This is a genomic window from Mesorhizobium sp. M1409, assembly GCF_040317535.1.
In the GTDB taxonomy this organism is placed as follows: Bacteria; Pseudomonadota; Alphaproteobacteria; order Rhizobiales; family Rhizobiaceae; genus Mesorhizobium.
The window spans coordinates 1-22,101 of sequence record NZ_JAMYKV010000076.1 but is presented as its reverse complement, the minus strand read 5'-3'; the positions used below and the strand labels follow the sequence as shown (position 1 = coordinate 22,101).

Genomic DNA, 22,101 nt, shown 5'->3' with positions numbered 1-22,101 from the left:
AACCGCGTTATTAGGGTGTCCTTCTCCTTTTTTTTAATTACCACCCCCCACACCGCGCCTTCAAACCCCCCCCCTCCGCTAACCTCTTTATTCACGGGGGCCCCTGCCCGCCCGGGGTTGGCCCCACTTTCGATCGTGATCGGAGCTTGACGACAAGAAGGCAGCGCGACGGCGACGATCCCGGGCGTTGCCGGCGCAACATCTTCGTCAACGAATCCTTGCCAATAAATTGTGAATTATAACTATCTAACGTAGAAAAATCTACTTGAATTCGAGTGTAACCGAATGGTAATACTTTATCAGCGAAATACTCCATAACAGTCTTTCGGGCAACTGGCGGGATGTCCTTCGATGAATGCGCACACAGGGCAGCGCGGCTATAATAGCCGCTTAACTGCCATCCTTGACCTGGACATCGTGACAATCAGGAGCGGTTGGCTGTTGACTGCGTTGTGTCTCATCTATGCCGTGACCGCTTTTTGTCTGCGGCCGGATCGCTACCTGCATCTGGCGCTATCCTATGCCGAGCCGTTCGCCTTTTTCCTGCCCGCGCTTCTGGCGGCTGGCCTTGGTGTGGCGGCGCTGGCATTTGCCCGACATACCCCGACAAGGTTCATCTTCGACACGCTCGGGCAGCGTTGGCTGACAGCCGCACCCGTGATCCTTTTGTTCTTTCTCGGCATCAGCGCCTTCACCACCTTGAAGGTCGCCATTCCCGACATCGTGCCGTTCTACGCCGACCGCGCCCTGGCGGAGCTTGATTTTCGGCTGCATGGCACGGATCCCTGGGCATGGGCGCATAGCGTCGTTTCCGAACCGGTCTCGGTCGTCATTTTCGCCGGCTATGGATATGGCTGGCTCGTGCAATGGTTCGGCACCGTGCTCTTCGTCGCCTTCTGGAACGATCCGGCCAGGCGCTTGCGCTATCTATGGGCGTTCGCGCTGACAACGATCCTGTGCGGCACCGTTCTGGCGACCCTGCTGTCGTCCACCGGCCCGATATTCCACGACCAGTTCTACGGCGGTGACCGGTTTGCCGGGCTGCGAACCGCCCTGGCGCGGAACGGCTACGGCGCATCGGTCCATGTCTATGCCGACTATCTGCTTGCAGCCTACCAAAGTGGCCGCCCGGAACTGGGCGGCGGCATCTCCGCCATGCCAAGCATGCACGTCGCCATCGCCACGCTCAACGCGTTCTTCCTGGCAGGCTTCGGTCGTCGGTGGGCCATCGCAGGCTGGTCCTTCGCGGCGTTCATCCTGTTCGGCTCGGTTTACACCGGCTGGCACTATGCCGTGGATGGCTATCTCTCGATCCTTGTCGTGTCCCTGCTCTGGTACGTGACGGGACGCTCCCTCTTGCCGCAAGCCAGCCTCGAAATCACCGAGGTCGGATTGGCGGTTCCGGATCAAGCGTCATAGCGACCGTATCTGTCTGACGCCGTGAGGAGCGCGGCCAGGCGGCATTGACGCCGCCTGGCTTCATTGCTTGCTGGCCCGGCGCTTACTGGCTGGGCGCCATCACGTGCTCGCATGACACTTTCGGATTCATGTCGGCGAAAGTGCCGGTCGGGTTGCCCTTCCAGGCCCAGACATGCAGTTCGTGGAATTCACCCAGGCCGTAGCGATTGGGCGCGCTGTTGAAGTTGAACAGCTGGCCGTCCAACGATGCCGGCCCCTTCGAGGTGATGTATTCGACCGCCACCAGTTGCAGCGTGCCGTCGGCCATCGGCTCGTACATCACGGCTTCGGGACGGGCGATGTCGATCTTGTCGTCCTTCAGATACTGGCCGTTGACATAGTGGATGCCCATGGCGCCACCGGTGATGCCGCTGGCGCAGGGAATGGGCGAATAGCCCTCTGAGGTAGCAGCCTTGACGTCGAGAAACCGGCTGTTGGCGGTTCGCACCTTGTCGGCCAGCGGATTGGGGCCGGACGCCGGCGCGGCCGCTTCCTGATGCGCCTGTGCGAAGGTGGTGCAGATAGCCAGCATGGCGCCGGTCATGGCAAGCCGAAAATTCGGCCTGTTGCGAAAATTCGATATCATCTTCATTCCATTCTTCTTGAAAAAGCACAGCTGGCCGGCCGCCGAAAATACGGAGGCCCGGCAGGCAAGCGCTGTGACTGTTGCTGCTTGGAGATCCCGAAAACGATGACAGGGATGCCGGTCATCCCTTCGGCAGATACGGGATCGTTCCGGCCAGATCGGTGTTGTCGATCAGCTGGAAACGGCTTTCGCTGCCGCCCTGACGGGCCGAAACGAAGGGCGCATAGGCCGGATCGTTGGTGAAGGCGCGGGCCGCCGCTTCCGACGGGAACGCCATCAGGGCGATCAGCGTGGTGTCGAGCGGCTTGCCTTCAAGCGTCTTCACATTGCCGCTGCGCGACAGATACCTGCCGCCATGCTTGTGGACGAGGTCGTGCACCGATGCGGCGTAGGCCGGCACCCACTGCGGGTCGCTTATCTTGATGTCTGCGATAACGTAAGCGGTCATGGTAGTCTCCTGGTTGCGGCGCACAGGGGTATCCCGTGCAACCGGCAAAAGGGCTCGCATGGCAAGCCGCTCGCCAACCAGTCCGCGATCTGTACTAGGCCGGTACAGTTTCTGTACTCGCCGCTTCAGTCACGAAGGGCTAATGTTCGGCCAACGATCGAGGGAGAAACACCAATCATGACCCAGCACGGATACAAGCAGTTCTGCCCGCTATCGATGGCCGCCGAGGTGCTGTGCACCCGCTGGACGATGGTGCTGATGCGCGAACTGGTGGCGGGCTCGACCCGCTTCAACGACCTGCGCCGCGGCGTCCCCAAAATGTCGCCGACCCTTCTGTCGCAACGGCTGAAGGAGCTCGAGATCGCCGGGATCGTCGAGCGCAAGGAGGTCCAGGGTGAGAAGGGGATCTTCGACTATCGGCTGACGGAGGCCGGCCGGGACTTGCGCCCGGTCGTCGAGGCGATGGGCTTCTGGGGGCAGAAATGGGTCGAGTCCCGGCTGTCGCTCAAGAACCTCGATCCGTCGTTGCTGATGTGGGACATGCGGCGCAATTTGAACCCCTCGCCGCTGCCCGAGGGGCGCACGGTGATACAATTTCTGTATCAGGACCTACCGGCGTCCAAACGGTCGTGGTGGCTGATCGTCGAGAAGCACGGCGAGGTCGATCTGTGCTGGTACGATCCGGGCTTCGACGTCGACCTCTACGTCTCGACCGACCTGCACACGATGACGGCGATCTGGATGGGATTGCTGACCGTCGAGAAGGCCGGCGCGAAGGTTGCCCTGACCGGCGACCAGGCCATCGGCAGGAAGATGCAGACCTGGCTCGGGCTCAGCCCGTTCGCCGTGGAGCCCAAACGCGCGGCATAGGAGAGCCGGGACACCCCAAACATGCCCACGAGCCCGACCGAAGCTTAGGCGCGCTTGCGCTCCCTGTCATTTGCAAGGTGATAGGGTTGCACGAGGACTTCGGCGGGAATGTTCCATTCCTTGTTCAGTTTGAAGACCATATCCAGGGTGAGTGCGCGCTTTCTGTTCAGCACCTCGGTCGCCCGAGGCGATGATCCGATCACCTCGGCCAGAGCCTTTCGCGACAGGTTGAACAGTTCCATGTGCGAACGAATAGCTTCAACGGGATCGGGTGCTTCGATCGGATAATGCTCATCCTCATAAGCCTCGATCAGAGTTGCGAGAACGTCGAAGCGGTCACCATCGGGAGTGCCGACCTCCGGCTCATTCTCGAAATACCTGCTGATTTCGGCGATCGCCCAATCGTAGTCGGCTTCGGTCTTAATGGGTCGAATGTTTTCCATCACACCTTCTCCGGATCAATCCTGTCATACTCTTTGTGCGTCCCGACGAATTTGATCAGAACGCGGTGAAACTTGTAGGCGACGTGGGCAATCAAGCGGTACTTGTTGCCGCCAATATCGAAAATGACGCGATTGTCGCCCACGAAATCAACCGTCGCTCCAAATGCATTCTTGATGTCAGCCGGGGTCTTCCAGTCGGCATTGCCCACAGCCACATACCAAGCCGTCAAAGGAGCTTCGGCCTGATTGTGTTTGGCCCAAAAATCCTTCAGCGCTTTCTTGGCGATTATCTGCATGGCCAGATATAGCAAATTCCCAGATTGGGAACAAGAGGATTCCCAGATTGGGAAGACCTCCTGACTGTTGGCAGGAAACGGGTGGCGGGACCGGCTTTTGGCGGCTTCAATGCGGCCATGTTCATCACCCTGCCCAAAAATCTGAAATCCGCGCCGCTGCCGGTCGCCGACGATCCGCGATGGGCGCGCATTGTCGCGCGCGACAAATCGGCAGACGGCGAGTTCTGGTATTCGGTGGCGACGACCGGCGTCTATTGCCGGCCCTCCTGCCCGTCGCGGTGCGCCAACCCCAGGAATGTGCGGTTGCACGGCACGCTGGAACAGGCCAGGGCGACCGGCTTTCGCCCGTGCCGGCGCTGCAATCCGGATGGCCCGTCGCCCGAGGCCGGCAACGCCGCGATGGTCGCCGACGCCTGCCGCGGGATCGAGCAGAGCGAGGAAGAACCGTCGCTGGCTGAACTGGCTGATGCCGCCGGCCGCAGCACCGGCTACTTCCACCGCATCTTCAAGGCCGTCACCGGGGTGACGCCGAAGGACTATGCGGCCGCGCACCGCGCCGCCAGGGTCCGCCAGAGCCTGGAAGACGGCGCCAGCGTGACGACGGCGATTTACGATGCCGGCTTCAATTCGAGCGGACGCTTCTACGAGAAATCGACCGGCATGCTCGGCATGACGCCGACGCGCTATCGCGCCGGCGGTGCCCAAGAGGAGATCCGCTTCGCCGTCGGCGAATCCTCGCTCGGCACCCTCCTGGTCGCCTCGAGCCAAAAAGGCGTCGCCTCGATCCTGCTCGGCGACGATCCCGACGTGCTGGTGCGCGACCTGCAGGACCGCTTCCCCAAGGCACGGTTGATCGGCGGCGACCGTGACTATGAGATGCTGGTCGCCCGCGTCGTCGGTTTCGTGGAAGTGCCGGCACTCGGCCTCGACCTGCCGCTCGACGTGCGCGGCACCGCCTTCCAGCAGCGCGTCTGGCAGGCCTTGCAGGACATCCCCGTCGGCCAGACTGTCTCCTATGCCGAGATTGCAGAACGCATCGGCACGCCAAAGGCGACCCGCGCCATCGCCGCCGCCTGCGCCGCCAACAATCTCGCCATCGCCATTCCCTGCCATCGCGTGATCCGCAAGGACGGCGCCCTGTCCGGCTACGCCTGGGGCGCGGAGCGCAAGCGCGCGCTCCTCGACCGTGAGGCGGCTGTCGGATCGGACGTGGTGAAGACACCCACATACCGGCCTTCGCGGGCCTGACGAGGACCCGCGATGCGCGCGATGGCAAGGTCTCGCCATGCGAACAGCCAGACCCGCAACGGCGAGGTGACCAGCCGCCACGCCCAGGACGCGAAGTCACGGGTGATGGTGGCCATCGGCACGCTTGTCGATGACGGCAGAGCCGAGTGGAGCCGGACCGCGACAGGCGACATCGAGCTGAGGCTGTTGACTGGTGAGGTGTTTCTGCTGGGGGAACTCGCTGTCACCCGTGTCGCATGAGCACCGTCAGCGCTCTACGGCGCCCCCCTCTGTCCTGCCGGACATCTCCCCCACAAGGAGGGAGATTGGCAGTTCTGGCGCCGGCTCTCTTCTTGCAACATTCGAGATTGGCGAAGGTCATGGCGACAGCCGATCTCCCCACCCGTGGGGGAGATGTCCGGCAGGACAGAGGGGGGCGCCATAGAGCACCTACCTTGGCGACTTGAATTTGAAAGCAAGCACTGGAGTGAGTGCGGGAAGCCGTCTCTGTAGAGTTCAGGCACAGACAAGGGAGTAAAGGCAATGAAGCTCATGCAAACGCAAATAGCCGCACCGGCGACCGTCCATGCCGCCCTCGACACCATCGCCTATGTCGGCATTCCCTGCCACCGCGTCGTCCGCGCCGACGGCACGCTGTCCGGCTACCGCTGGGGCGTCGAACGCAAGCGCGCTTTGCTCGACAAGGAGGCTACGATATGAACGCCCACGCCAAGGTTGCCGCATCCGTGGTCGAAGCCGCCAAGACACGCGTCGCCGGTTACGACTGGCCGGCGCTTGCCGCCGAACTCGACGGCTTCGGCTGCGCGGTGATCGAAAAGCTGCTGTCGCCTCAGGAGTGCCGGCGGATCGCCGGCCTCTATTCGGATGAGAAGCATTTCCGCAGCCACATCCATATGGCCAGGCACGGCTTCGGCAAGGGCGAGTACCGCTATTTCCGCTATCCCCTGCCGGACTTGCTCGGCGGCCTGCGCAGCGCGCTCTATCCCAGGCTGGCCGAGGTCGCCAACCGCTGGAATGAGCGCATGGGGCAGGCCACGCGCTACCCCGCGACCCATGCCGCCCTTCTCGAACAGTGTCATGCCGCGGGCCAGACGCGGCCGACGCCGCTGTTGCTGCAATATGTGCCTGGCGACTTCAACTGCCTGCACCAGGACCTCTATGGCGATCTCGCCTTCCCGCTGCAGGTGGCGATCCTGCTTTCCGAGCCGGGCCAGGATTTCACCGGCGGCGAGTTCGCGCTGACCGAACAGCGGCCGCGCATGCAGAGCCGGGTCGAGGTGGTGCCGCTGCGCCACGGCGACGCCGTTGTCTTCGCCGTCCACAACCGGCCGGTGCAGGGAACCAAGGGCAATTACCGCGTCAATCTGCGACACGGCGTCAGCCGGCTGCGCTCAGGCATGCGCCACACGGTCGGCATCATTTTTCATGATGCGAAGTGAAGATCGTGAGCCGCCTCACCCCGCCGGAGCATAGCGGTTGATCACCAAGCCGCAGGCATAGGCCTTCGAGCCGAGCAGCGCCAAGTTTTGGAAACCGCCCTGGTCGAAGATGCGGCGTCCGGCACCCAGCACCGCCGGGTTGATGAACAGCTGGAACTCGTCGAGCAGCCCGGCCGCGATCAGCGCCGAGGCGAAACCGGCGCCGCCGAAGACGGCCATGTCGCCGCCCTCGCCCGCCTTCAGCGTATTGATTTCGCGCGGCAGGTCGCCGCTGGCCAGCCTCGTGCGCTCCCACGCCGATTGCTCAAGCTTGTCGCTCAGCACCACCTTCTGGGCGTCGACGACGCGTTGCGCGAAAGCATAGAACGGGTCGCGCGGAAACTTCTTCGCTGCCTTGCCCCAATGGCTGAGATAGCCTTCCTCCGCCATCTTGCGGCTGAGCAGGATGGTGTCGATGCCGGAAAAGACAGCGTTGAAATCCTGCTTCAGCTCCTCGTCCCAGCCGATGTCGTCGCCCCACCCCCAGAGCTGCCAGCGGTGGTCCTCATTGGCGCCGACAAAACCGTCGACCGACATCTGCATCTGCAGGATCAGCTTTTTCATTGTCGTCTCCCGGTCGTCAGGCTCGAAAGAACTTTGGTTTACTTTCGGAACCATTGACCCAAGGTAAAAATGATGTCAATAGTAAAGCGATTTAAAAATGGAAGCATAGAAATGTCGACCCGTGAAAAATCCGGCTGCCCGATCAACCTGTCGCTCGAATTGCTCGGCGACCGCTGGACGCTGCTCATCATTCGCGACCTGGTCTTCGCCGGGAAAAAGCATTTTCGCGAATTCCTGCAGTCCGACGAAGGCATCTCGTCGCGCACGCTGGCCGAGCGGCTGCAGACGCTGCAGCAGGAAGGCATCCTTACCCGCAGCGAGGACCCGACGCATGGGCTGAAGACTGTCTATCGGCTGACCGAGGCCGGCATCGACCTGCTGCCCGTGCTGGCCACGCTTGGCGCATGGGGCAGCAAGCACCGTAGTGCCGACGACAGACTGGCGCGGATCGCCGACGAGCTGGCGGCGGGCGGCGAGCCCGAACTGGAACGAATGAAGGCGGCGTTGCGAGCGGAGCATGTTGGCTAGTAGTCGCGGTCCGTGAACAGCACCACTCTCCTCTGCAAGGTGGCCGCCGCCCCTCATCGCCCTGCCGGGCACTTCTCCCCGTATAGTGACGGGGAGAAGGGGGCTGGCCGCAACGCCGGCATCCATTTTTGCAACGCTGGTGGTTGGCGAAACCGTCGATGAGAGCGCCCCTCTCCGGGGAGAGGATGCCGGCAGGCAGGTGAGGGGCAGCGCTACCGCTGCGGTTTTGGCGACGCATTCGAACCGAGAGCGATTACCTCACCAGGCATTCCGCAAACCGCTCTCCGCTTGACAAATCACCCCCTTTTGTTCTCTATTTGTTCAGGTCTATCAGCAACGTTGGATATGCGGCCGGATGGAAACGACAGCCACCATCCTGCATGCCGATCTCGACGCCTTCTACGCCTCGGTCGAGCAGTTGCTCGACCCGTCGCTGCGCGGCAAGCCGATCGCGGTCGGTGGCGGTGTTGTGCTCGCTGCCTCCTACGAGGCGCGCGCCTTCGGCGTGCGCGGCGGCATGCCGGGACGCAAGGCGCGCGAGCTCTGCCCGCAGCTGATCTTCGTCGGCGGCAATTTCAACCACTACCAGCGGCTGGGCGACGCGGCGATCAAGGTGCTCGACGATTTCACCCCATTGGTCGAGCGCATCTCCATCGACGAGGCCTTTGCCGATGTCGCCGGCTGCACGCATTTGTTCGGGCAGCCAGAAGAGATCGCCACGACCATCCGCCGCCGCGTGCGGGCCGAACTCGGCCTGCCGATCTCGATCGGCGTGGCGCGCACCAAGCACCTGGCCAAGATCGCCTCGCAGGTCGCCAAGCCCGACGGGCTGGTGGTCGTCGAGCCCGGCACCGAGATCGCCTTCCTGCACGATCTGCCGGTCGGGCTGATGTGGGGCGTCGGCCCGGCGACCAGGGCGCGGCTGGCCGAGATCGGCGTCGAGACCGTCGGCCAGCTGGCCCGGACCCACAGCGGCGCGCTGACGCGGCTGCTCGGTCCCGCCGCCGGCGAAAAACTCGCCGCGCTGTCGTGGAACCGCGACCCGCGCAAGCTGGAGACGAAGCGCCGGGCGCACTCGGCCGGCGCGCAATCGGCGCTTGGCCAGAAGCCGGCCGTGGCGCGGGTCATCGTGCCCACCCTGCTGCACCTGGCCGACCGTGTCGCCAGCCGGTTGCGCGCCAAGGCGAGGCCCGGCCGCACCGTGACCGTGCGCGTGCGCTTTGCCGATCTCAGCGCCGTCACGCGCTCGATCACGCTCGACCAGCCGATCTCGGCGACAACCATGCTGGCCGAGATCGCCGGCGACCTGGTGCGCGGCGTGCTCGCCGACCATCCGCACGAGAAGCTGATCTCCCTGCTCGCGATCTCGGTCTCACATCTCGAGGAAAGCTTCGAGCTGCAGCTCGAACTGCCCCTCGGCCTCGCCGATGAGAAACGCCGGCCCGGTACCAGGAAAGGCCTGGCACGCTTCGACGCCGACCGCGCCATCGACAAGATCCGCGAACGCTTCGGCAAACAGGCGGTCGGCTACGGCACGGTGGCGCTGGAAGCAGCGCGCTCGGTGCCCGACGAGTTCAGGGAACTGGCGGAGAAGGAATTGTGAGCCGGAGACAGCCGGGCGCTATTGCGTCTCTTCGCCATCCCAGTACCGTCGCACCGCTGCCATGTCGAAAATGCCGTCGCGCCGGCGCAAGGCGTCGACCCCCATCTTGTTGGAATCGGGATAGACGCAGACCTCATTGGGATTGTGCTCGCCGATCATCAGATAGCGGCACGGCCCGGTGCCGCTGTTGAGGAAGGAATGACCAACCGGCCGGCCGGCGGGAAAGCAGGCATAGTCGCCGGCCTTCATCTCGTGGCGCTCCTCGCCAAGCAGCAGCGCCACCTGCCCTTCCAGGATCAGCGCGTGCTCCTCTTCGAGCATGTGGTAGTGCCGGGGCGCCAGGCGCATGCCGGGGGCCGGCGCCTCGATCAGCACGCCGACATGGTAGTCTGGCCGCCCCAGAGCGGCATGGGTCAGATGCCTGGACCGGCCGCCGAACCGCGGGCCGTCACCCTCGACCTCCCATTCGACGGCATCGCTGGCGATCGGCGGGATCGGCGCGGCCGGGGGTTTGGTGACATCGGACGTCACATCCGACGGCGACGGATCGCCGGCGGCAAGGCCGGTGTTCTCGCCGTCCCAGTAGTTGCGGGTCGCCGAGAGATCGAAGATCGCGCGGCTGCCCAGCGCGCGCACCAGCACCTTGTTGGAGGCGGTATAGACGACCACGTCGTTCGGGTTGCGCTCGCCGACGATGACATAGCGGCACGGCGCGTCGCTTGTGTTGATGAGGCAATGCCCCGCCGCGGCACCTGCCGGAAAGCAGATATAGTCGCCGGACTTCATGACATAGGCGGCGTCGCCGACATAAGCGGTGAGCGTCCCTTCGAGAATGAAGACATGCTCTTCCTCGAGGATATGGTAATGCGCCGGCGAGGTCTGCTTGCCCACCGGCAACTCCTCGATCGCCACGCCGACATGGTGGTTTTCGCCGAGAGCGGCCAATGACAAATGCCGGTAGCGCACGCCGAAGCGCGGCACATCGGACCATTCCGTCCACGGCACCTCATCCGATGCGAATGGCACGGGCGCTTTCGCTTCGTCTGCCATACGGCCTCCTGGTTCTGTCGCCCTGCCATCGTCGCAAGCCGCAGGAGCGTCCACGACAGAGCAAAGCTGCCAGCTTCCTACATCGTAGCCAAGCGGTGTTCGCCACGTTCCTGACAGAGCCCGACAGGAGCCGCTCGCTTCAACCTCGGATGGCCTTGCCGGCCTGCTGCAGCAGCTCGAACGCGGCGAAGCGCTTGGCATGCCAGCCGGCCAGCGTAGCGTCGGGATGATAGACCTCGCCGAGTTCCGACATGCCGGCCATGGCCGCCGCCACATCCTTGTATGTTCCGGCGGCGACCGCGCCCAGTATCGCCGAGCCGAGCAGCACCGGCTCCGGCGAGGTCGATGCCACCACCACCATGCCTGTCGTATCGGCCAGCAGCTGGCGCACCAGCGGGCTCTGCCCGGCGCCGCCGCTGACGACGATGGTGTCGACGGCAATGCCCTTGTCATGCTCGGCTCGCACGATCTGGCGAGCGCCGTAGCCGAGCCCGCAGACGCCGGCGACATAGAGCGCGACCAGGCTGTCGAGGCTGGTGTCGAGATCGAGCCCGGCAATCAGCGCGCGTGCGTCCGGATCGGCGAAAGGCGCGCGGTTGCCGAGGAATTCCGGCACCACATGGATGCCGCCGACCAGCGCCGGCGTTGCCGCGGCCCCGTTGCGGCTTTGCGCTTGCAGCGACAGCCAGGCGCTCAGGCTGAGGCCCTCGGCCTGCGCCTTGGCGGTCGCTTCGCCGGCCGCCGGGTGCATGCGCACCAGATGATCGATGGCCGCACCCGCCGCCGATTGACCGCCCTCGTTCAACCACAGGCCCGGCACCATGGCCGAGAAATACGGACCCCAGACCCCATCGACGAAGGCCGGCTCGGCGGTCGAGGACATGGTGCAGGCCGAGGTGCCGAAGACATAGGCCATGCGCGACAGAACACTGCCGAACTCGCCACGCGCGCCGACCGTGCCGACGCCGCCGGCATGCGCGTCGATCAGCCCGGCCGCCACCGCGGTGCCGGGGACAAGGCCCAGATCCACTGCCGCCTGCGCGGTCAGTCCGCCGCCGAGCGCGGCACCCGCAGGCACGATCTCGGTACCGATGCGGGCGAACCCCTCATCCGCAAGGGCGCCGAGGCCGATCTTGCGGAAGTAAGTCTCGTCCCAGCGGCTCTCATGCGCCAGATACGTCCATTTGCAGGCCACCGTGCATACAGATCGCGCAAGGCTGCCGGTCGCCCGCCAGGTGAGGAAGTCGGCGAGGTCCAAGAACTGCCAGGCGGCGTTGAAGGTGGCGGGCATGTTCTCGGCCAGCCACAGGAGTTTCGGCGTTTCCATCTCCGGCGAGATGACGCCGCCGACATAATTCAGCACCGCTTCGCTGCTGCGGTTGATGCGGCGCGTCTGCTCGACCGCGCGGTGGTCCATCCAGACGATGATGTTGCGTTCTGCATTGCCGGACGGGCCAACCGGCAACGGCACGCCGCCCTCGCCCAGCACCACCAGCGAACAGGTGGCGTCGAAGCCGATGCCGGCGATCGCCTCCGGCGCTATGCCGGCTTCAGCGACAGCGGTACGGGTGGCCGTGCACACCGCCCGCCAGATATCATTGCTCGACTGCTCGACAATATCGCTAGGCTCGCGCCAGACCTCGATGTCCCGCTTGGCCGAGGCAAGCAGGTTTCCCGTGTGGTCAAACACCCCGGCCCGCGCGCTGCCGGTGCCGACATCGATGCCGAGATAGTGGGGCATGGGGAACCTCCGGTTCAGGGAATAGGCAATAGGCAGTAGGCAGTAGGCAGTAGGCAAGTAGGCAAGTAGGCAAGTAGGAGATTAGTTAGTAGGGATAGGACGCGCGAAGAGTTTTTGAGCCGGCCTGTAAGACTGTGTCTACATCTTCCCTGCTGCCTACTGCCTACTGCCTATTCGCTACTCCCTATTCCCTATTCGCTTAGAGATCATTGCTCTGCGGCAAAATCACCAAATCCCGGATCGTCACGTTGCGCGGCCGGGTCAGCATGAACATCACGGCCTCGGCCACTTCGCGCGGCTGCATCAGGCCGCCGGCGGCGAGTTCTTCCTCGAGCTTGGCCTTCGGCCAGTCGTCGACCAGCGCCGTCACCACCGGACCCGGCGCCACGGCGCCGACGCGCAGGCCATGCTTGGCGACCTGCCGGCGCACCGTGTGGACGAAGGCCTGCACGGCGTGTTTGGAGGCCGTGTAGATCGGCTCCCAGACCACCGGGACCAACCCGGCGATCGAGCTGGTGACGATGATGTCGCCGGTCTTGCGTTCGATCATGTGCGGCAGCACCGCCTGGATCGAGCGGAAGCAGGCGTTGATGTTGAGGTTGAGCATGCGGTCCCAGACGTCGGGATCGCCGTTCGCCACCTCGCCGCCGACATAGGCGCCGGCATTGGCATGGAAGATATCGAGCTGGCCGGCCTTCTCCAGGATTTGCGGCATCATGGTGGCGACGCTCGCCGGCTGCACCAGGTCGATTACCAGCGGGATCGCCTTGGGGCCAAGCTCGGCGCACAGTTTGGTCAGCGTCGCTTCGGCGCGGTCGACCAGCACCACGGTGGCGCCGGCGGCCAGCATATGCCTGGCGCATTCGAGGCCGATGCCTGACGCCGCGCCGGTGACGGCGGCAACTTTTCCGGACAGTTCTTCGCTCATGTCTTGCTTCCTGTTGATGGGTTCAGGCCCGGCCATGCGAGACACGCGAGCGGCGTGCCAGCGAGTCGACGATGACCGCGATGGCAAGCACGGCGCCGGTGATCATGTACCGAAGCGACGAGGACAGATCGAGCAGTGTCAGGCCGCTGGCGATCGACTGGATGACGATGATGCCGAGCAGTGCCGAATAGGCGCTGCCGCGGCCGCCGAACAGGCTGGTGCCGCCGATGACGGCCGCCGCGATGGCGTTGAGGTTGACGTCGCCGGTGCCGGCCTGCTGGCTGGCCGAGGCAAGGCGGGCCGCCGAAAGCACGCCGCCGAAAGCAGCCAGCATCGAGCACAGCACGAAGGCGCTGGAATAGATCAGCCGCACATTGATGCCGGCGCGCCGTGCCGCCTCGCGGTTGCCGCCGACCGCCGACATCGAGCGGCCCCATTTCGTCCGCGTCAGCGCATAGTGCATGGCGATGACCAGACCGACGAACAGGCCGAACATCCACGGAATGCCGCGCGCCTGGTTGAGATAGAAGACGATGAGTTCGAGAATGACCGTGATGACGATCGCCCGCGTGATGAGCCCCCCGGTCGACGGCGCCGAGAGATTGGCGGCACGGCGGCGCGCGACGGTGCGCAGGCCGGCGATCAGCATGACGATGCCCGGCAAGGCCGCCAGTCCGAAGGAAACGAACTTCGGCATCACCAGCAGCTGGCCGAAATTCACCAGGTTCGAGCCGTAGGGCAGGTTGATCGAGCCGGTCGAGCCGAGGATGTAGAGCTGCAGGCCAAGCACCGCCAGCAGGCCAGCCAGCGTCGAGACGAAGCTCGGCATGCCGAGCCGGTTGAACAGCAGCGCGTAGAGCGCGCCGATGAAGCCGCCGACGGCTATAGCGGCGAGGATGGCGAGCGCCACCGGCCAGCCCTGGTTGACCCACAGCGTGCCGACCATCGCCGAGGCAAAGCCGCTGATCGAGCCGACCGACAGGTCGATCTCGCCGACCATCAGGACGCAGACGATGCCGAGCGCGATGACGCCTACGGTCGAGCAATCGAACAGCAAATTGACCAGATTGCTGCTCGACAGGAAGATCGGGTTGATGCTGGCGAACACCGTCCAGATGATGACCAGCCCGACGATCACTGGCAACGAGCCGAGATCGCCCGAGCGGACCCGGTCGAAGAACCTGCGGATGGCGCCGCTTAGGCCGACCTCATGCTTGACGCGCACATCGGCGCGGTCGAGCTGCGGTGCGACTGGGGCAGCTTGTTGCACGTCGCGGTTCATGGGCGTGGCTCCTGGGTCTGATCCTGCCGGGGAGTTTGCTGGGACTGTCTGCGCTCGGCGCGCCGCGACACCGAATTGTTCGACGCGCCGGTGATGGCGCTGACCAGTTCCTGGTTCGAGGCATCGGGGGAGAAGATGCCGTTGTTGCGGCCAAGCCGCAGCACGACGATGCGGTCGGCGACAGCGCGCACGTCTTCCATATTGTGGCTGATGATGACGACGCCGAGGCCACGGTCGCGCACCCGCTCGATCAGATTGAGCACTTCCGCCGTCTGCGCCACACCGAGCGCCGCCGTCGGCTCGTCGAGCAAGATGAGCTTGGGTTCGAGCAGCAGCGAGCGGGCGATCGCCACCGTCTGGCGCTGGCCGCCCGACAGTGAGGCGACGACTTCGCGGACACTGGGGATGCGCGCCGACAGCTCGTTGAGCAGCGTCCAGGCGCGGACTTCCATCGCCACCTCGTCCAGCCGCAGCGGGCTGAGCTCGCGGCCGAGGAAAATGTTGGCGACGATGTCGAGGTTCTCGCACAGCGCCAGGTCCTGGAACACGGTGGCGATGCCGAGCGTCAATGCCGCACTCGGGTCGGCCAGCGTCACCTGCTTGCCGCGATAGCTGATGCTGCCCGAGCTCGGCTGATGCACGCCGGCAAGGATCTTGACCAGCGTCGACTTGCCAGCGCCATTGTCGCCGACCAGCGCCACCACCTCGCCGGCATGGACGTCGAGATCGATGTCGGTGAGCGCCGAGACGGCGCCGAAATGCTTCGAAATGCCGCGCAGGCTGAGCACCAGCTCGCCTGTCGGAACCGGTCCGTCCGGGGTGTCAATCATGCCAGAGACCTTTCAAAAACCGGTTCGAGGATTGAGCGCTGTCTGGCCACCGCGCGGGGGGCCAGACAGCGGAGCGGGCAAGGGTCGCGGTCAGTTCCCGATGCCCAGCTTCTTGCAGCCTTCCGCGTAACGATCGACGCAGAGTTCGGCCGCGGTGTTGATCTTCTTGTCGATGATCTCGGCCTTCAGGTTTTCCTGCGTCACCACCGCCGGCGTGAACAGCTGCGAGGGCGTGTCGTACAGCGTCATCTCGGCCTTCGGCGTCTCGCCCGAAAGCAGCTTGATGGCGACGTTGGCGGCAGCCGCCGCCACGATCTCGCTCGGCTTGGAGATGGTGTTGTACTGGTCGCCGGCGATGATCAGCTGCAGTGCCGCGATCGTCGCGTCATTGCCGGTCACCGGCGGCACCGGATCGACGCCGGCGGCCTTGAAGGCCGCGATGGCGCCGCCACCGGTGCCGTCGTTGGCCGCGACCACGCCGAGGATCTTCGGACCGAAGCGGGTGATCTGGCCGCCGGCCCACTGCTGCGCCTTCGGCGGAGCCCATTCCGGCGTGTCGTATTCGGCCAGGATTTTGTAGCCGCTATTGTCGAGACCTTCGTGGATGCCCTTCTTGATCAGGCCTGCCGCCGCGTCGGTCGGCGAGCCGTTGATCTGCAGGACGCCGCCGGTCGCCGGATCGACCTTCAGCGCCTTCAGGTGCTCGACCAGCGAGTCGGCGATGGCCTTGCCGATGCCTTCATTGTTGAACGAGACATAGAAGTCGGCCGGTGCCGTCGGGATCGGCCGGTCATAGGCGATGACCTTGATGCCCTGGCTCTGCGCCAGCTTGACCAGCGAGGCGGCGGCGGTCGAGTCGACCGGGTCGAGCACGATCGCCTTGGCGCCTTGCGAGATCACCGAGTTGAACTGCTGCTGCTGGCGCGAGGCGTCGGCGTCGGCGTTCTGGTAGAGCACCTTGCAGCCCGGGCACAGCTTCTTCATCTCGGCGGCGAAGCCGGGATAATCGTGCTGCTCGTAGCGGGTCGAGGCCTGGTCGGGCATGAGGAAGGCGACGGTTGCGTCGGTGACGGGCTCGGCAAAGGCGGCCGTGCCGCCGAGGAGAGAGAGTGCGAGCGCTGCCGCACTGGTCGATTTCCAAGCAAATCTGGTCATTCGAATGTCTCCGTTTCAAAAAATGGTTTCACGAAACCTGAACGCCACGTGGCGCCAGCTTGACTTCAAGTCCGACTGTTGCGAGGAGTGCGATCTGCGCCTCTCTGACGGATCTGCCTCGATCCCCAGCCAGCCGCGAACGTATCCTCCTGGGCATGATCGAAGGCGATCAGCCCGTATTGCTGGATTTCAGGACAAGCGATCTCCAGCACGGGGCGCATTGAGCGCACACCGCGTTATTCCTTCCCTAAGTCTCGGCTCCTCCCGGTTCCTCCCTGTTAGGCGGCAATCTCCGCATTGATGTTTTCCGCCAGCAACGCCCTGAAACGCGAAGGCGACATGCCCTTTTGCGCCAGGAACCGGCGGTTGAAGTTCGAGATATTGTTGTAGCCGGCGGCGTAGCAGATCTCGGTGATCGACATCTGGCCTTCGCTCATTAACAGCTGGCAGGCGAGGTTGATGCGCAGCCGGTTGACATATTCCACCAGCGCCATACCGGTGTGGCGACGGAAGCTGCGCGAAAACGCGCTGGGGCTGCGCCCGGCGATTTCGGCGAGGTCGCCTTCGCTGAACGGCTCGGTCAAATGCCCATTGATGTAGGCCAGCGCCTTGTTGATGCCCGCCGACATGAAACCGGAGGGATCGGGAAGATAACCGGCGCTGGTCAGCGTGCGCACATCGCTGGCTCGGCTCAAAATGTCCAGCACGCCCATGAACAGCGAGAGGCGGCGCACGCCCTGCGCCTCGACCAGTTCGGCAAGCAGCGGTGCGGCAAGCTCGGCCGTCGCCGGCGAGAACAGCGCGCCGCGACGGCTGATTTCCAGGATACCGGCGCAGGCGGCGAGTTCGGGAAGGGCCGCCGTCGATTCGGCGATGAATGCTTCCGAGAACTGGACGACACGTCCGCGTAGCGGCACGCTTTCGCCCGGCGGCACGTCGCTGACCCAGTTGTGCGGCAGATTGGGGCCGGTGAGCACCAGATTGCCCGGCTCGAACTCACCGATAAAGTCGCCCACGAAGTAGCGGCCGGTGGTGGCGACGACCAGGTGGATCTCGTATTCGGGGTGGAAGTGCCAACGCACGGTGCGGAAGGGATAGCCGTGAGCCCACGCCTTGAACGACTCACCGTGTCTGATCTGGACGACTTCCAAGTCCGGATTCATGCCTGTTCCTCCCGACACCGGTCCAGTCATGCGACCAGTTGCAGTGTCCTCTCCGCAGGCCGCGTATGCCGCTCTCTGCAGTGATCAAAGCTTAGGCGGCAATCCCTGCCGCCGCCACCACGGTCTGTCCATCTGACCGATACTTTTTTGACGTTTTTGTGGTCAAGAGAACGGCTGCTGGGAAAGATGCCTCCGGCTGTAAAGCCGCCAAGGCACCCGGAGCCCATGGCTGACGGTTTCTTCGAACCATCGGCAACGCCCGGATCGGTCATGCGTCGTCGTCACCTCACCTCGTGCAGCGCACCATTCGCTACCGCTGCGGGCGGCGACACCATATCCGGCACGAGTATGTCGTTGCGGCGCGCGAAGGTGACCAGGGTGGCCCGCACCGTCTCCGGGTCGATCTCACCGGCGATGCCGGCCTTGCAAGCGTTGAGCGCGACGGCATGAGCGCCGTTGCGGCTAGCGGTCGGCCAGTCCTGAAGCAGGGCATAGGCTTCCATCACGCTGTCGATCTTCCTCGGAAAACCCATTCCGACCAGAAGGGTGACCGGTTCCTCAAACCGCCCGCGATTCATGGCTTGTGCCTCCTCTCGATTGTGCAGGACCTGCGGCGGACCGAAGACCGAAGAGCGCGGCCCGCCGGGGATAGGGTGGATGGGGCTGGACGTCTTGTATCGAGGATTGAATAGCCGCTTCGGCGCCGCCGATCGCGCCCGGATCGCCGCCCAGTTCGGTCCTGGCAGGCTCGATCCGGTCAGTTCGATCTTGGCCGGCCCGACATTGGCAGCGTCGAGCGACGGAACGCATCGGCCCGGCGCCGGCAGCGCCCTGTGCGCCTTCACCAGCGCCTCCAGCCAAGCGACGACGGCAAGCGGAGACGGATTGCGGCCATCAAGCCAGGACGCGACCTCGCTTTGCGGACGGCCAAGTTCGGCCGCCAGGTCGCCCGCCTCCCATCTCAGAATTTTCAGGCATTCACGCAACCGGCCCGCAATCACGTCTCCACCTCCACAACAGCAATGTTTTCGTCGCATGCAACAGAACGAAGATCGCTAAACAGCGATCGCCAATTCAGCCGCCGACGGATGCCCCGGCGGCCGCCGACACCTGCTGCGCGGCAAGGAACATCAGCGTCGACGCCGCGGTACGCCGGTTCCAGCCGGCGGTTTCGGCCATGTCGAGCAGCCGTGCCAGCAGCGGCTGCAGCGCGCTCCTGCATTCGGTCTCGTAGGCCAGGAATTCCTTTGCCTGATGCGTCGGCGCCGGTACGGATCCGAGGCCAGCCATTGCGTCCATGTCTACCTCCACTTTTCTTCGACTGATGCCCGCTCCCCGCGGGGAGCGGGCGGATTGGCCGCGACCTCAGAAGTCCATACCGGCGCCGGCCGGCATCGCCGGGGTGGCGGCTTCCTTCTTCGGCTTCTCGGCCACCATCGCTTCGGTGGTCACGAGCAGGCCGGCGACCGATGCCGCGTCCTGAAGAGCCGCGCGCACCACCTTGGCCGGATCGATCACGCCCTGGCCGAAGAGATCGCCGAATTCGTTTGTCTGGGCGTTCCAACCCCAGCCGAACTCGCTCCTCTCGCGCAGCTTGCCGACGATGATCGAGCCCTCCGCGCCTGCATTCTCGGCGATCTGGCGGACCGGCGTTTCGATGGCGCGGCGCACGATCTCGACTCCGGTTCGCTGGTCCGCATTGTCGGTCTGCACGGCATCGAGCGCCTTGGCGGCCCTCAGCAACGCAACGCCGCCGCCGGGCAGCACGCCCTCCTCCACCGCGGCGCGAGTCGCGTGCAATGCGTCGTCGACGCGGTCCTTGCGCTCCTTGACCTCGACCTCCGTCGAGCCGCCGACGCGGATGACGGCGACACCACCGGCGAGCTTGGCCAGCCGCTCCTGCAGCTTCTCGCGATCATAGTCGGAAGTCGTCTCCTCGATTTGCGCCTTGATCTGGGCAATGCGGCCCTGGATCTCTTCCTTGCGCCCGACACCGTCGACAATGGTGGTGTTCTCCTTCTCGATCACCACCTTCTTGGCGCGACCCAGCATCTGCAGCGTCACATTCTCGAGCTTGATGCCGAGATCCTCGCTGATCGCGGTGCCGCCGGTAAGGATGGCGATATCCTCCAGCATGGCCTTGCGGCGATCACCGAAGCCCGGTGCCTTGACGGCCGCGACTTTGAGGCCGCCGCGCAGCTTGTTGACGACGAGCGTCGCCAGCGCCTCGCCCTCGACGTCCTCGGCGATGATCAGCAGCGGCTTGGAAGCCTGCACCGCGGCTTCGAGCACGGGCAGCATCGCCTGCAGGTTGGAGAGCTTCTTCTCGTGGATCAGCACATAGGGCTCGTCGAGCTCTACGCGCATCTTGTCCTGGTTGGTGATGAAATAGGGCGAGAGATAGCCGCGGTCGAACTGCATGCCTTCGACAATTTCGAGTTCGGTCTCGGCGGTCTTGGCTTCCTCGACTGTGATCACCCCTTCATTGCCGACCTTTTCCATCGCCTGGGCGAGGAAGCGGCCGATCTCGGCATCGCCATTGGCCGAAATGGTGCCGACCTGCGCGATTTCGTCGTTCCTGGTCACGTTGCGGGCATTGGCCTTCAGCTCGGCCACCACCGCCTCCACGGCCTTGTCGATGCCGCGCTTCAGGTCCATCGGGTTCATGCCCGAGGCCACGGCCCTGGCACCTTCCTTGACGATGGCCTGCGCAAGCACGGTCGCCGTCGTGGTGCCGTCGCCGGCGATATCACTGGTCTTGGACGCCACCTCACGCACCATCTGCGCGCCCATGTTCTCGAACTTGTCCTCGAGTTCGATCTCCTTCGCCACCGTCACGCCGTCCTTGGTGACGCGCGGCGCGCCGAACGACTTGTCGATAACGACGTTGCGCCCCTTGGGGCCGAGCGTCACCTTCACCGCGTTGGCGAGGATGTCGACGCCGCGCAGCATCTTCTCGCGCGCTTCGGTATGGAATTTCACCTCTTTGGCAGCCATTGGATCACTCCTTCATCTCGGCGGCATTCGTTGACTGGTTGGATTTCGAAGAAGCCATCATGCAGCCTTCTTCACTTGCTCGGCCTGCTCGATCACGCCCATCACGTCGCTTTCCTTCATGATGAGCAGATCCTGACCGTCGAGCCGGATCTCGGTGCCGGACCATTTGCCGAACAGGATGCGGTCGCCGACCTTGACGTCGAGTTCGACAAGCTTGCCGCCGTCGTCGCGTGCGCCGGGGCCCACGGCGAGCACTTCGCCTTCCTGCGGTTTTTCCTTGGCGGTGTCGGGGATGATGATGCCGCCGGAGGTCTTCTCCTCGGCTTCGATGCGGCGGACCAGAATACGGTCATGCAATGGACGGAACGCCATGTCGTTCTCCTCATGGACAAACAGATTTTTGCGGTTCCTCCGCGCCGAACCGGCAATATCGGACCGGTGCGGAACGCTGCGACCCTTCATCAGGCATCGCGGCGCATATCGAGCTAGTTTTGCCGGTTTTCGGTTTCAAGAGCCCGGCGAAAAAAATTAGCACTCGAGCACTGCGAGTGCCAAAAGCCTGTTAACGCAGGGTTATTTCGCGAGGGGCGCCGGGCCGCCGCTTGAATTTTCTGCCACCATCCAACAAATTATCTCCCGCCGGCGCCATCGCGGGCGCCGGAACCGCTTACCCTCCCAAGGAGTTGTTCGCAGACGGAGCACATCGATGGAACGACAGACTTATTCACCGATCACTTCCACCCCGGCCGCCGAAACATCCGACCTCGCGCTTGACCGCCTGCTCCAGCCGGCCAGCCATTTCAACCATCCCGAAGAGGTGCTGAGCGACGACACACTCGACCTGCTGGAAAAGCGCGCGATCCTGTCTTCCTGGGCGTCGGATGCCTGCGCCGTCTATTCCATGCCGGCACTGCGCCAACCACCGGGCGCCAGGCAACCGGTGTCGTTCGACCAGATCATGGACGCGCTGTTCAAGCTCGACGGCGACGCCTCGGCGCCACCTCAGCCGCCCGGCGAATTCCCTCACCTCTTCGACAGGCTGGGTGCCTGATATCCGACAGAAAGGAGTAACGAATGGTCGCGAGCGTCAGCAAGGAATTCCGCCTCCAGATGGAGGGCTATGGCCTGACCACGGCAGAGATTCATTATCGCCTGCCCGACCATCCGAGCTTGCTTCAGCTCTATGTCTGGCAGGACTATGATCTCGCCCCGGCCTTTCCCGAACTCAAGGGCTTTCTCCATTATTGGGAGCGCGAGCTCGACGGCCCGCTGCACTCGGTCCGCGTCGCCCACCACCGGCTCATCCAGCCATCGGAATGGCGGGCCGTCGACGGCATCATCGCCATCCACTAGTACCTCTGCACAGGGATTATGACTCTTTGGCCGTTGGCTTTGGATAGGCCTTGGCCAATTTAAGGCGCGCTTGTTCGGTT

26 protein-coding genes are annotated in these 22,101 nt (G+C 64.2%); 10 read left to right on the top strand and 16 right to left on the bottom strand.

The features are described from left to right. Positions 1 to 441 precede the first annotated feature (441 nt). A complete protein-coding gene (locus NKG99_RS33020) occupies positions 442 to 1,419 on the top strand; it encodes a phosphatase PAP2 family protein (RefSeq protein WP_352873508.1) in 978 nt (325 codons plus the stop codon). Between the two features lie 82 nt (positions 1,420 to 1,501). Here NKG99_RS33020 and NKG99_RS33015 read toward each other — a convergent pair whose 3' ends face one another. Together NKG99_RS33015 and NKG99_RS33010 are read right to left on the bottom strand one after the other, a co-directional pair. Further along, the gene (locus NKG99_RS33015; RefSeq protein WP_502911080.1) at positions 1,502 to 2,002 is read right to left on the bottom strand and encodes a hypothetical protein; all 501 of its coding nucleotides are present in this window, start codon (positions 2,000 to 2,002) and stop codon (positions 1,502 to 1,504) included. Between the two features lie 163 nt (positions 2,003 to 2,165). Continuing rightward, positions 2,166 to 2,492 (bottom strand): DUF1330 domain-containing protein, encoded by a 327-nt coding sequence (locus tag NKG99_RS33010; RefSeq protein WP_352873506.1) that lies wholly within the window; start codon positions 2,490 to 2,492, stop codon positions 2,166 to 2,168. Positions 2,493 to 2,669: 177 nt separating this feature from the next. Between NKG99_RS33010 and NKG99_RS33005 the strand changes: the two genes are divergently transcribed. After that, complete coding sequence (locus NKG99_RS33005) at positions 2,670 to 3,362, top strand: winged helix-turn-helix transcriptional regulator (RefSeq protein WP_352873504.1); 693 nt, start codon at positions 2,670 to 2,672, stop codon at positions 3,360 to 3,362. A 44-nt stretch (positions 3,363 to 3,406) separates the two neighbouring features. Here NKG99_RS33005 and NKG99_RS33000 read toward each other — a convergent pair whose 3' ends face one another. Both NKG99_RS33000 and NKG99_RS32995 read right to left on the bottom strand, forming a co-directional pair. Further along, positions 3,407 to 3,805 carry a helix-turn-helix domain-containing protein gene (locus NKG99_RS33000; RefSeq protein ID WP_352873503.1) on the bottom strand — a complete coding sequence of 133 codons (399 nt, stop codon included), beginning with the start codon at positions 3,803 to 3,805 and terminating at the stop codon, positions 3,407 to 3,409. Continuing rightward, entirely contained in the window at positions 3,805 to 4,101 is a 297-nt protein-coding gene (locus NKG99_RS32995) for a type II toxin-antitoxin system HigB family toxin (protein WP_352873502.1), read from the bottom strand. The genes NKG99_RS33000 and NKG99_RS32995 overlap by 1 nt, the downstream gene beginning before the upstream one ends. A 117-nt stretch (positions 4,102 to 4,218) precedes the next feature. Between NKG99_RS32995 and ada the strand changes: the two genes are divergently transcribed. The 4 genes from ada to NKG99_RS32975 all read left to right on the top strand — a co-directional run bounded on the left by ada (position 4,219) and on the right by NKG99_RS32975 (position 6,788). Then, positions 4,219 to 5,349: a bifunctional DNA-binding transcriptional regulator/O6-methylguanine-DNA methyltransferase Ada gene (gene ada, locus NKG99_RS32990; protein ID WP_352873509.1), complete on the top strand. Its 1,131-nt coding sequence runs from the start codon at positions 4,219 to 4,221 to the stop codon at positions 5,347 to 5,349. 21 nt (positions 5,350 to 5,370) lie between these two features. Beyond that, positions 5,371 to 5,589: a hypothetical protein gene (locus NKG99_RS32985; RefSeq protein WP_352873501.1), complete on the top strand. Its 219-nt coding sequence runs from the start codon at positions 5,371 to 5,373 to the stop codon at positions 5,587 to 5,589. A gap of 282 nt (positions 5,590 to 5,871) precedes the next feature. Beyond that, positions 5,872 to 6,048, top strand: coding sequence for an MGMT family protein (locus NKG99_RS36095; protein WP_502911079.1), 177 nt, complete (start codon positions 5,872 to 5,874; stop codon positions 6,046 to 6,048). Then, positions 6,045 to 6,788, top strand: coding sequence for a 2OG-Fe(II) oxygenase (locus NKG99_RS32975; protein WP_352873500.1), 744 nt, complete (start codon positions 6,045 to 6,047; stop codon positions 6,786 to 6,788). The genes NKG99_RS36095 and NKG99_RS32975 overlap by 4 nt, the downstream gene beginning before the upstream one ends. Positions 6,789 to 6,803: 15 nt before the next feature. Here NKG99_RS32975 and NKG99_RS32970 read toward each other — a convergent pair whose 3' ends face one another. After that, positions 6,804 to 7,391, bottom strand: coding sequence for a dihydrofolate reductase family protein (locus NKG99_RS32970; protein WP_352873499.1), 588 nt, complete (start codon positions 7,389 to 7,391; stop codon positions 6,804 to 6,806). Between the two features lie 111 nt (positions 7,392 to 7,502). Here NKG99_RS32970 and NKG99_RS32965 point away from each other — a divergent pair, with 111 nt between their 5' ends. Continuing rightward, complete coding sequence (locus NKG99_RS32965) at positions 7,503 to 7,919, top strand: winged helix-turn-helix transcriptional regulator (RefSeq protein ID WP_352873498.1); 417 nt, start codon at positions 7,503 to 7,505, stop codon at positions 7,917 to 7,919. A 355-nt stretch (positions 7,920 to 8,274) separates the two neighbouring features. Further along, complete coding sequence (gene dinB / locus NKG99_RS32960) at positions 8,275 to 9,522, top strand: DNA polymerase IV (RefSeq protein ID WP_352873497.1); 1,248 nt, start codon at positions 8,275 to 8,277, stop codon at positions 9,520 to 9,522. 18 nt (positions 9,523 to 9,540) lie between these two features. Here the strand turns inward: dinB and NKG99_RS32955 are convergent, their stop codons facing one another. From NKG99_RS32955 to NKG99_RS32905, 11 genes are all read right to left on the bottom strand, one after another. Beyond that, positions 9,541 to 10,572, bottom strand: coding sequence for a cupin domain-containing protein (locus NKG99_RS32955; RefSeq protein ID WP_352873495.1), 1,032 nt, complete (start codon positions 10,570 to 10,572; stop codon positions 9,541 to 9,543). A gap of 139 nt (positions 10,573 to 10,711) precedes the next feature. Beyond that, a complete protein-coding gene (locus NKG99_RS32950) occupies positions 10,712 to 12,313 on the bottom strand; it encodes an FGGY-family carbohydrate kinase (protein ID WP_352873494.1) in 1,602 nt (533 codons plus the stop codon). 199 nt (positions 12,314 to 12,512) lie between these two features. Further along, the gene (locus NKG99_RS32945) at positions 12,513 to 13,241 is read right to left on the bottom strand and encodes an SDR family oxidoreductase (protein ID WP_352873493.1); all 729 of its coding nucleotides are present in this window, start codon (positions 13,239 to 13,241) and stop codon (positions 12,513 to 12,515) included. Positions 13,242 to 13,263: 22 nt separating this feature from the next. Beyond that, a complete protein-coding gene (locus tag NKG99_RS32940; RefSeq protein WP_352873492.1) occupies positions 13,264 to 14,523 on the bottom strand; it encodes a sugar ABC transporter permease in 1,260 nt (419 codons plus the stop codon). After that, positions 14,520 to 15,353: an ATP-binding cassette domain-containing protein gene (locus NKG99_RS32935; protein WP_352873490.1), complete on the bottom strand. Its 834-nt coding sequence runs from the start codon at positions 15,351 to 15,353 to the stop codon at positions 14,520 to 14,522. Before NKG99_RS32935 ends, NKG99_RS32940 begins: the two co-directional genes overlap by 4 nt. A gap of 90 nt (positions 15,354 to 15,443) precedes the next feature. Further along, positions 15,444 to 16,508 (bottom strand): ABC transporter substrate-binding protein, encoded by a 1,065-nt coding sequence (locus tag NKG99_RS32930; protein ID WP_352873489.1) that lies wholly within the window; start codon positions 16,506 to 16,508, stop codon positions 15,444 to 15,446. A gap of 278 nt (positions 16,509 to 16,786) precedes the next feature. After that, positions 16,787 to 17,671, bottom strand: a complete 885-nt coding sequence (locus tag NKG99_RS32925) for an AraC family transcriptional regulator (RefSeq protein WP_352873488.1) — start codon at positions 17,669 to 17,671, stop codon at positions 16,787 to 16,789. Positions 17,672 to 17,952: 281 nt separating this feature from the next. Further along, a complete protein-coding gene (locus NKG99_RS32920; RefSeq protein WP_352873487.1) occupies positions 17,953 to 18,672 on the bottom strand; it encodes a DUF982 domain-containing protein in 720 nt (239 codons plus the stop codon). Between the two features lie 73 nt (positions 18,673 to 18,745). Continuing rightward, the gene (locus NKG99_RS32915) at positions 18,746 to 18,970 is read right to left on the bottom strand and encodes a hypothetical protein (RefSeq protein ID WP_352873486.1); all 225 of its coding nucleotides are present in this window, start codon (positions 18,968 to 18,970) and stop codon (positions 18,746 to 18,748) included. 66 nt (positions 18,971 to 19,036) lie between these two features. Then, positions 19,037 to 20,668, bottom strand: coding sequence for a chaperonin GroEL (groL, locus tag NKG99_RS32910; protein WP_352873485.1), 1,632 nt, complete (start codon positions 20,666 to 20,668; stop codon positions 19,037 to 19,039). Between the two features lie 57 nt (positions 20,669 to 20,725). Further along, positions 20,726 to 21,040, bottom strand: coding sequence for a co-chaperone GroES (locus tag NKG99_RS32905; RefSeq protein WP_352873484.1), 315 nt, complete (start codon positions 21,038 to 21,040; stop codon positions 20,726 to 20,728). Between the two features lie 334 nt (positions 21,041 to 21,374). Between NKG99_RS32905 and NKG99_RS32900 the strand changes: the two genes are divergently transcribed. Both NKG99_RS32900 and NKG99_RS32895 read left to right on the top strand, forming a co-directional pair. Beyond that, the gene (locus NKG99_RS32900; RefSeq protein WP_352873483.1) at positions 21,375 to 21,719 is read left to right on the top strand and encodes a hypothetical protein; all 345 of its coding nucleotides are present in this window, start codon (positions 21,375 to 21,377) and stop codon (positions 21,717 to 21,719) included. A 23-nt stretch (positions 21,720 to 21,742) separates the two neighbouring features. Then, on the top strand, positions 21,743 to 22,021 hold the full coding sequence (locus tag NKG99_RS32895) for an usg protein (protein WP_352873482.1): 279 nt from the start codon (positions 21,743 to 21,745) through the stop codon (positions 22,019 to 22,021). Positions 22,022 to 22,101 lie beyond the last annotated feature (80 nt).

Bases quoted from the DNA above. Each gene is read 5' to 3' on its own strand.
- ada (WP_352873509.1), top strand. From the start codon at position 4,219: ATGTTCATCACCCTGCCCAAAAATCTGAAATCCGCGCCGCTGCCGGTC.
- NKG99_RS32930 (WP_352873489.1), bottom strand. From the start codon at position 16,508: ATGACCAGATTTGCTTGGAAATCGACCAGTGCGGCAGCGCTCGCACTC.
- NKG99_RS32970 (WP_352873499.1), bottom strand. From the start codon at position 7,391: ATGAAAAAGCTGATCCTGCAGATGCAGATGTCGGTCGACGGTTTTGTC.
- NKG99_RS32975 (WP_352873500.1), top strand. From the start codon at position 6,045: ATGAACGCCCACGCCAAGGTTGCCGCATCCGTGGTCGAAGCCGCCAAG.
- groL (WP_352873485.1), bottom strand. From the start codon at position 20,668: ATGGCTGCCAAAGAGGTGAAATTCCATACCGAAGCGCGCGAGAAGATG.
- NKG99_RS32945 (WP_352873493.1), bottom strand. From the start codon at position 13,241: ATGAGCGAAGAACTGTCCGGAAAAGTTGCCGCCGTCACCGGCGCGGCG.
- NKG99_RS32935 (WP_352873490.1), bottom strand. From the start codon at position 15,353: ATGATTGACACCCCGGACGGACCGGTTCCGACAGGCGAGCTGGTGCTC.
- NKG99_RS33005 (WP_352873504.1), top strand. From the start codon at position 2,670: ATGACCCAGCACGGATACAAGCAGTTCTGCCCGCTATCGATGGCCGCC.
- NKG99_RS32950 (WP_352873494.1), bottom strand. From the start codon at position 12,313: ATGCCCCACTATCTCGGCATCGATGTCGGCACCGGCAGCGCGCGGGCC.
- NKG99_RS32905 (WP_352873484.1), bottom strand. From the start codon at position 21,040: ATGGCGTTCCGTCCATTGCATGACCGTATTCTGGTCCGCCGCATCGAA.
- NKG99_RS33000 (WP_352873503.1), bottom strand. From the start codon at position 3,805: ATGGAAAACATTCGACCCATTAAGACCGAAGCCGACTACGATTGGGCG.
- NKG99_RS32900 (WP_352873483.1), top strand. From the start codon at position 21,375: ATGGAACGACAGACTTATTCACCGATCACTTCCACCCCGGCCGCCGAA.
- NKG99_RS32925 (WP_352873488.1), bottom strand. From the start codon at position 17,671: ATGAATCCGGACTTGGAAGTCGTCCAGATCAGACACGGTGAGTCGTTC.
- NKG99_RS32915 (WP_352873486.1), bottom strand. From the start codon at position 18,970: ATGGACGCAATGGCTGGCCTCGGATCCGTACCGGCGCCGACGCATCAG.
- NKG99_RS32995 (WP_352873502.1), bottom strand. From the start codon at position 4,101: ATGCAGATAATCGCCAAGAAAGCGCTGAAGGATTTTTGGGCCAAACAC.
- dinB (WP_352873497.1), top strand. From the start codon at position 8,275: ATGGAAACGACAGCCACCATCCTGCATGCCGATCTCGACGCCTTCTAC.
- NKG99_RS32955 (WP_352873495.1), bottom strand. From the start codon at position 10,572: ATGGCAGACGAAGCGAAAGCGCCCGTGCCATTCGCATCGGATGAGGTG.
- NKG99_RS33015 (WP_502911080.1), bottom strand. From the start codon at position 2,002: ATGACCGGCGCCATGCTGGCTATCTGCACCACCTTCGCACAGGCGCAT.
- NKG99_RS32985 (WP_352873501.1), top strand. From the start codon at position 5,371: ATGGCAAGGTCTCGCCATGCGAACAGCCAGACCCGCAACGGCGAGGTG.
- NKG99_RS32895 (WP_352873482.1), top strand. From the start codon at position 21,743: ATGGTCGCGAGCGTCAGCAAGGAATTCCGCCTCCAGATGGAGGGCTAT.
- NKG99_RS32940 (WP_352873492.1), bottom strand. From the start codon at position 14,523: ATGAACCGCGACGTGCAACAAGCTGCCCCAGTCGCACCGCAGCTCGAC.
- NKG99_RS33010 (WP_352873506.1), bottom strand. From the start codon at position 2,492: ATGACCGCTTACGTTATCGCAGACATCAAGATAAGCGACCCGCAGTGG.
- NKG99_RS36095 (WP_502911079.1), top strand. From the start codon at position 5,872: ATGAAGCTCATGCAAACGCAAATAGCCGCACCGGCGACCGTCCATGCC.
- NKG99_RS32965 (WP_352873498.1), top strand. From the start codon at position 7,503: ATGTCGACCCGTGAAAAATCCGGCTGCCCGATCAACCTGTCGCTCGAA.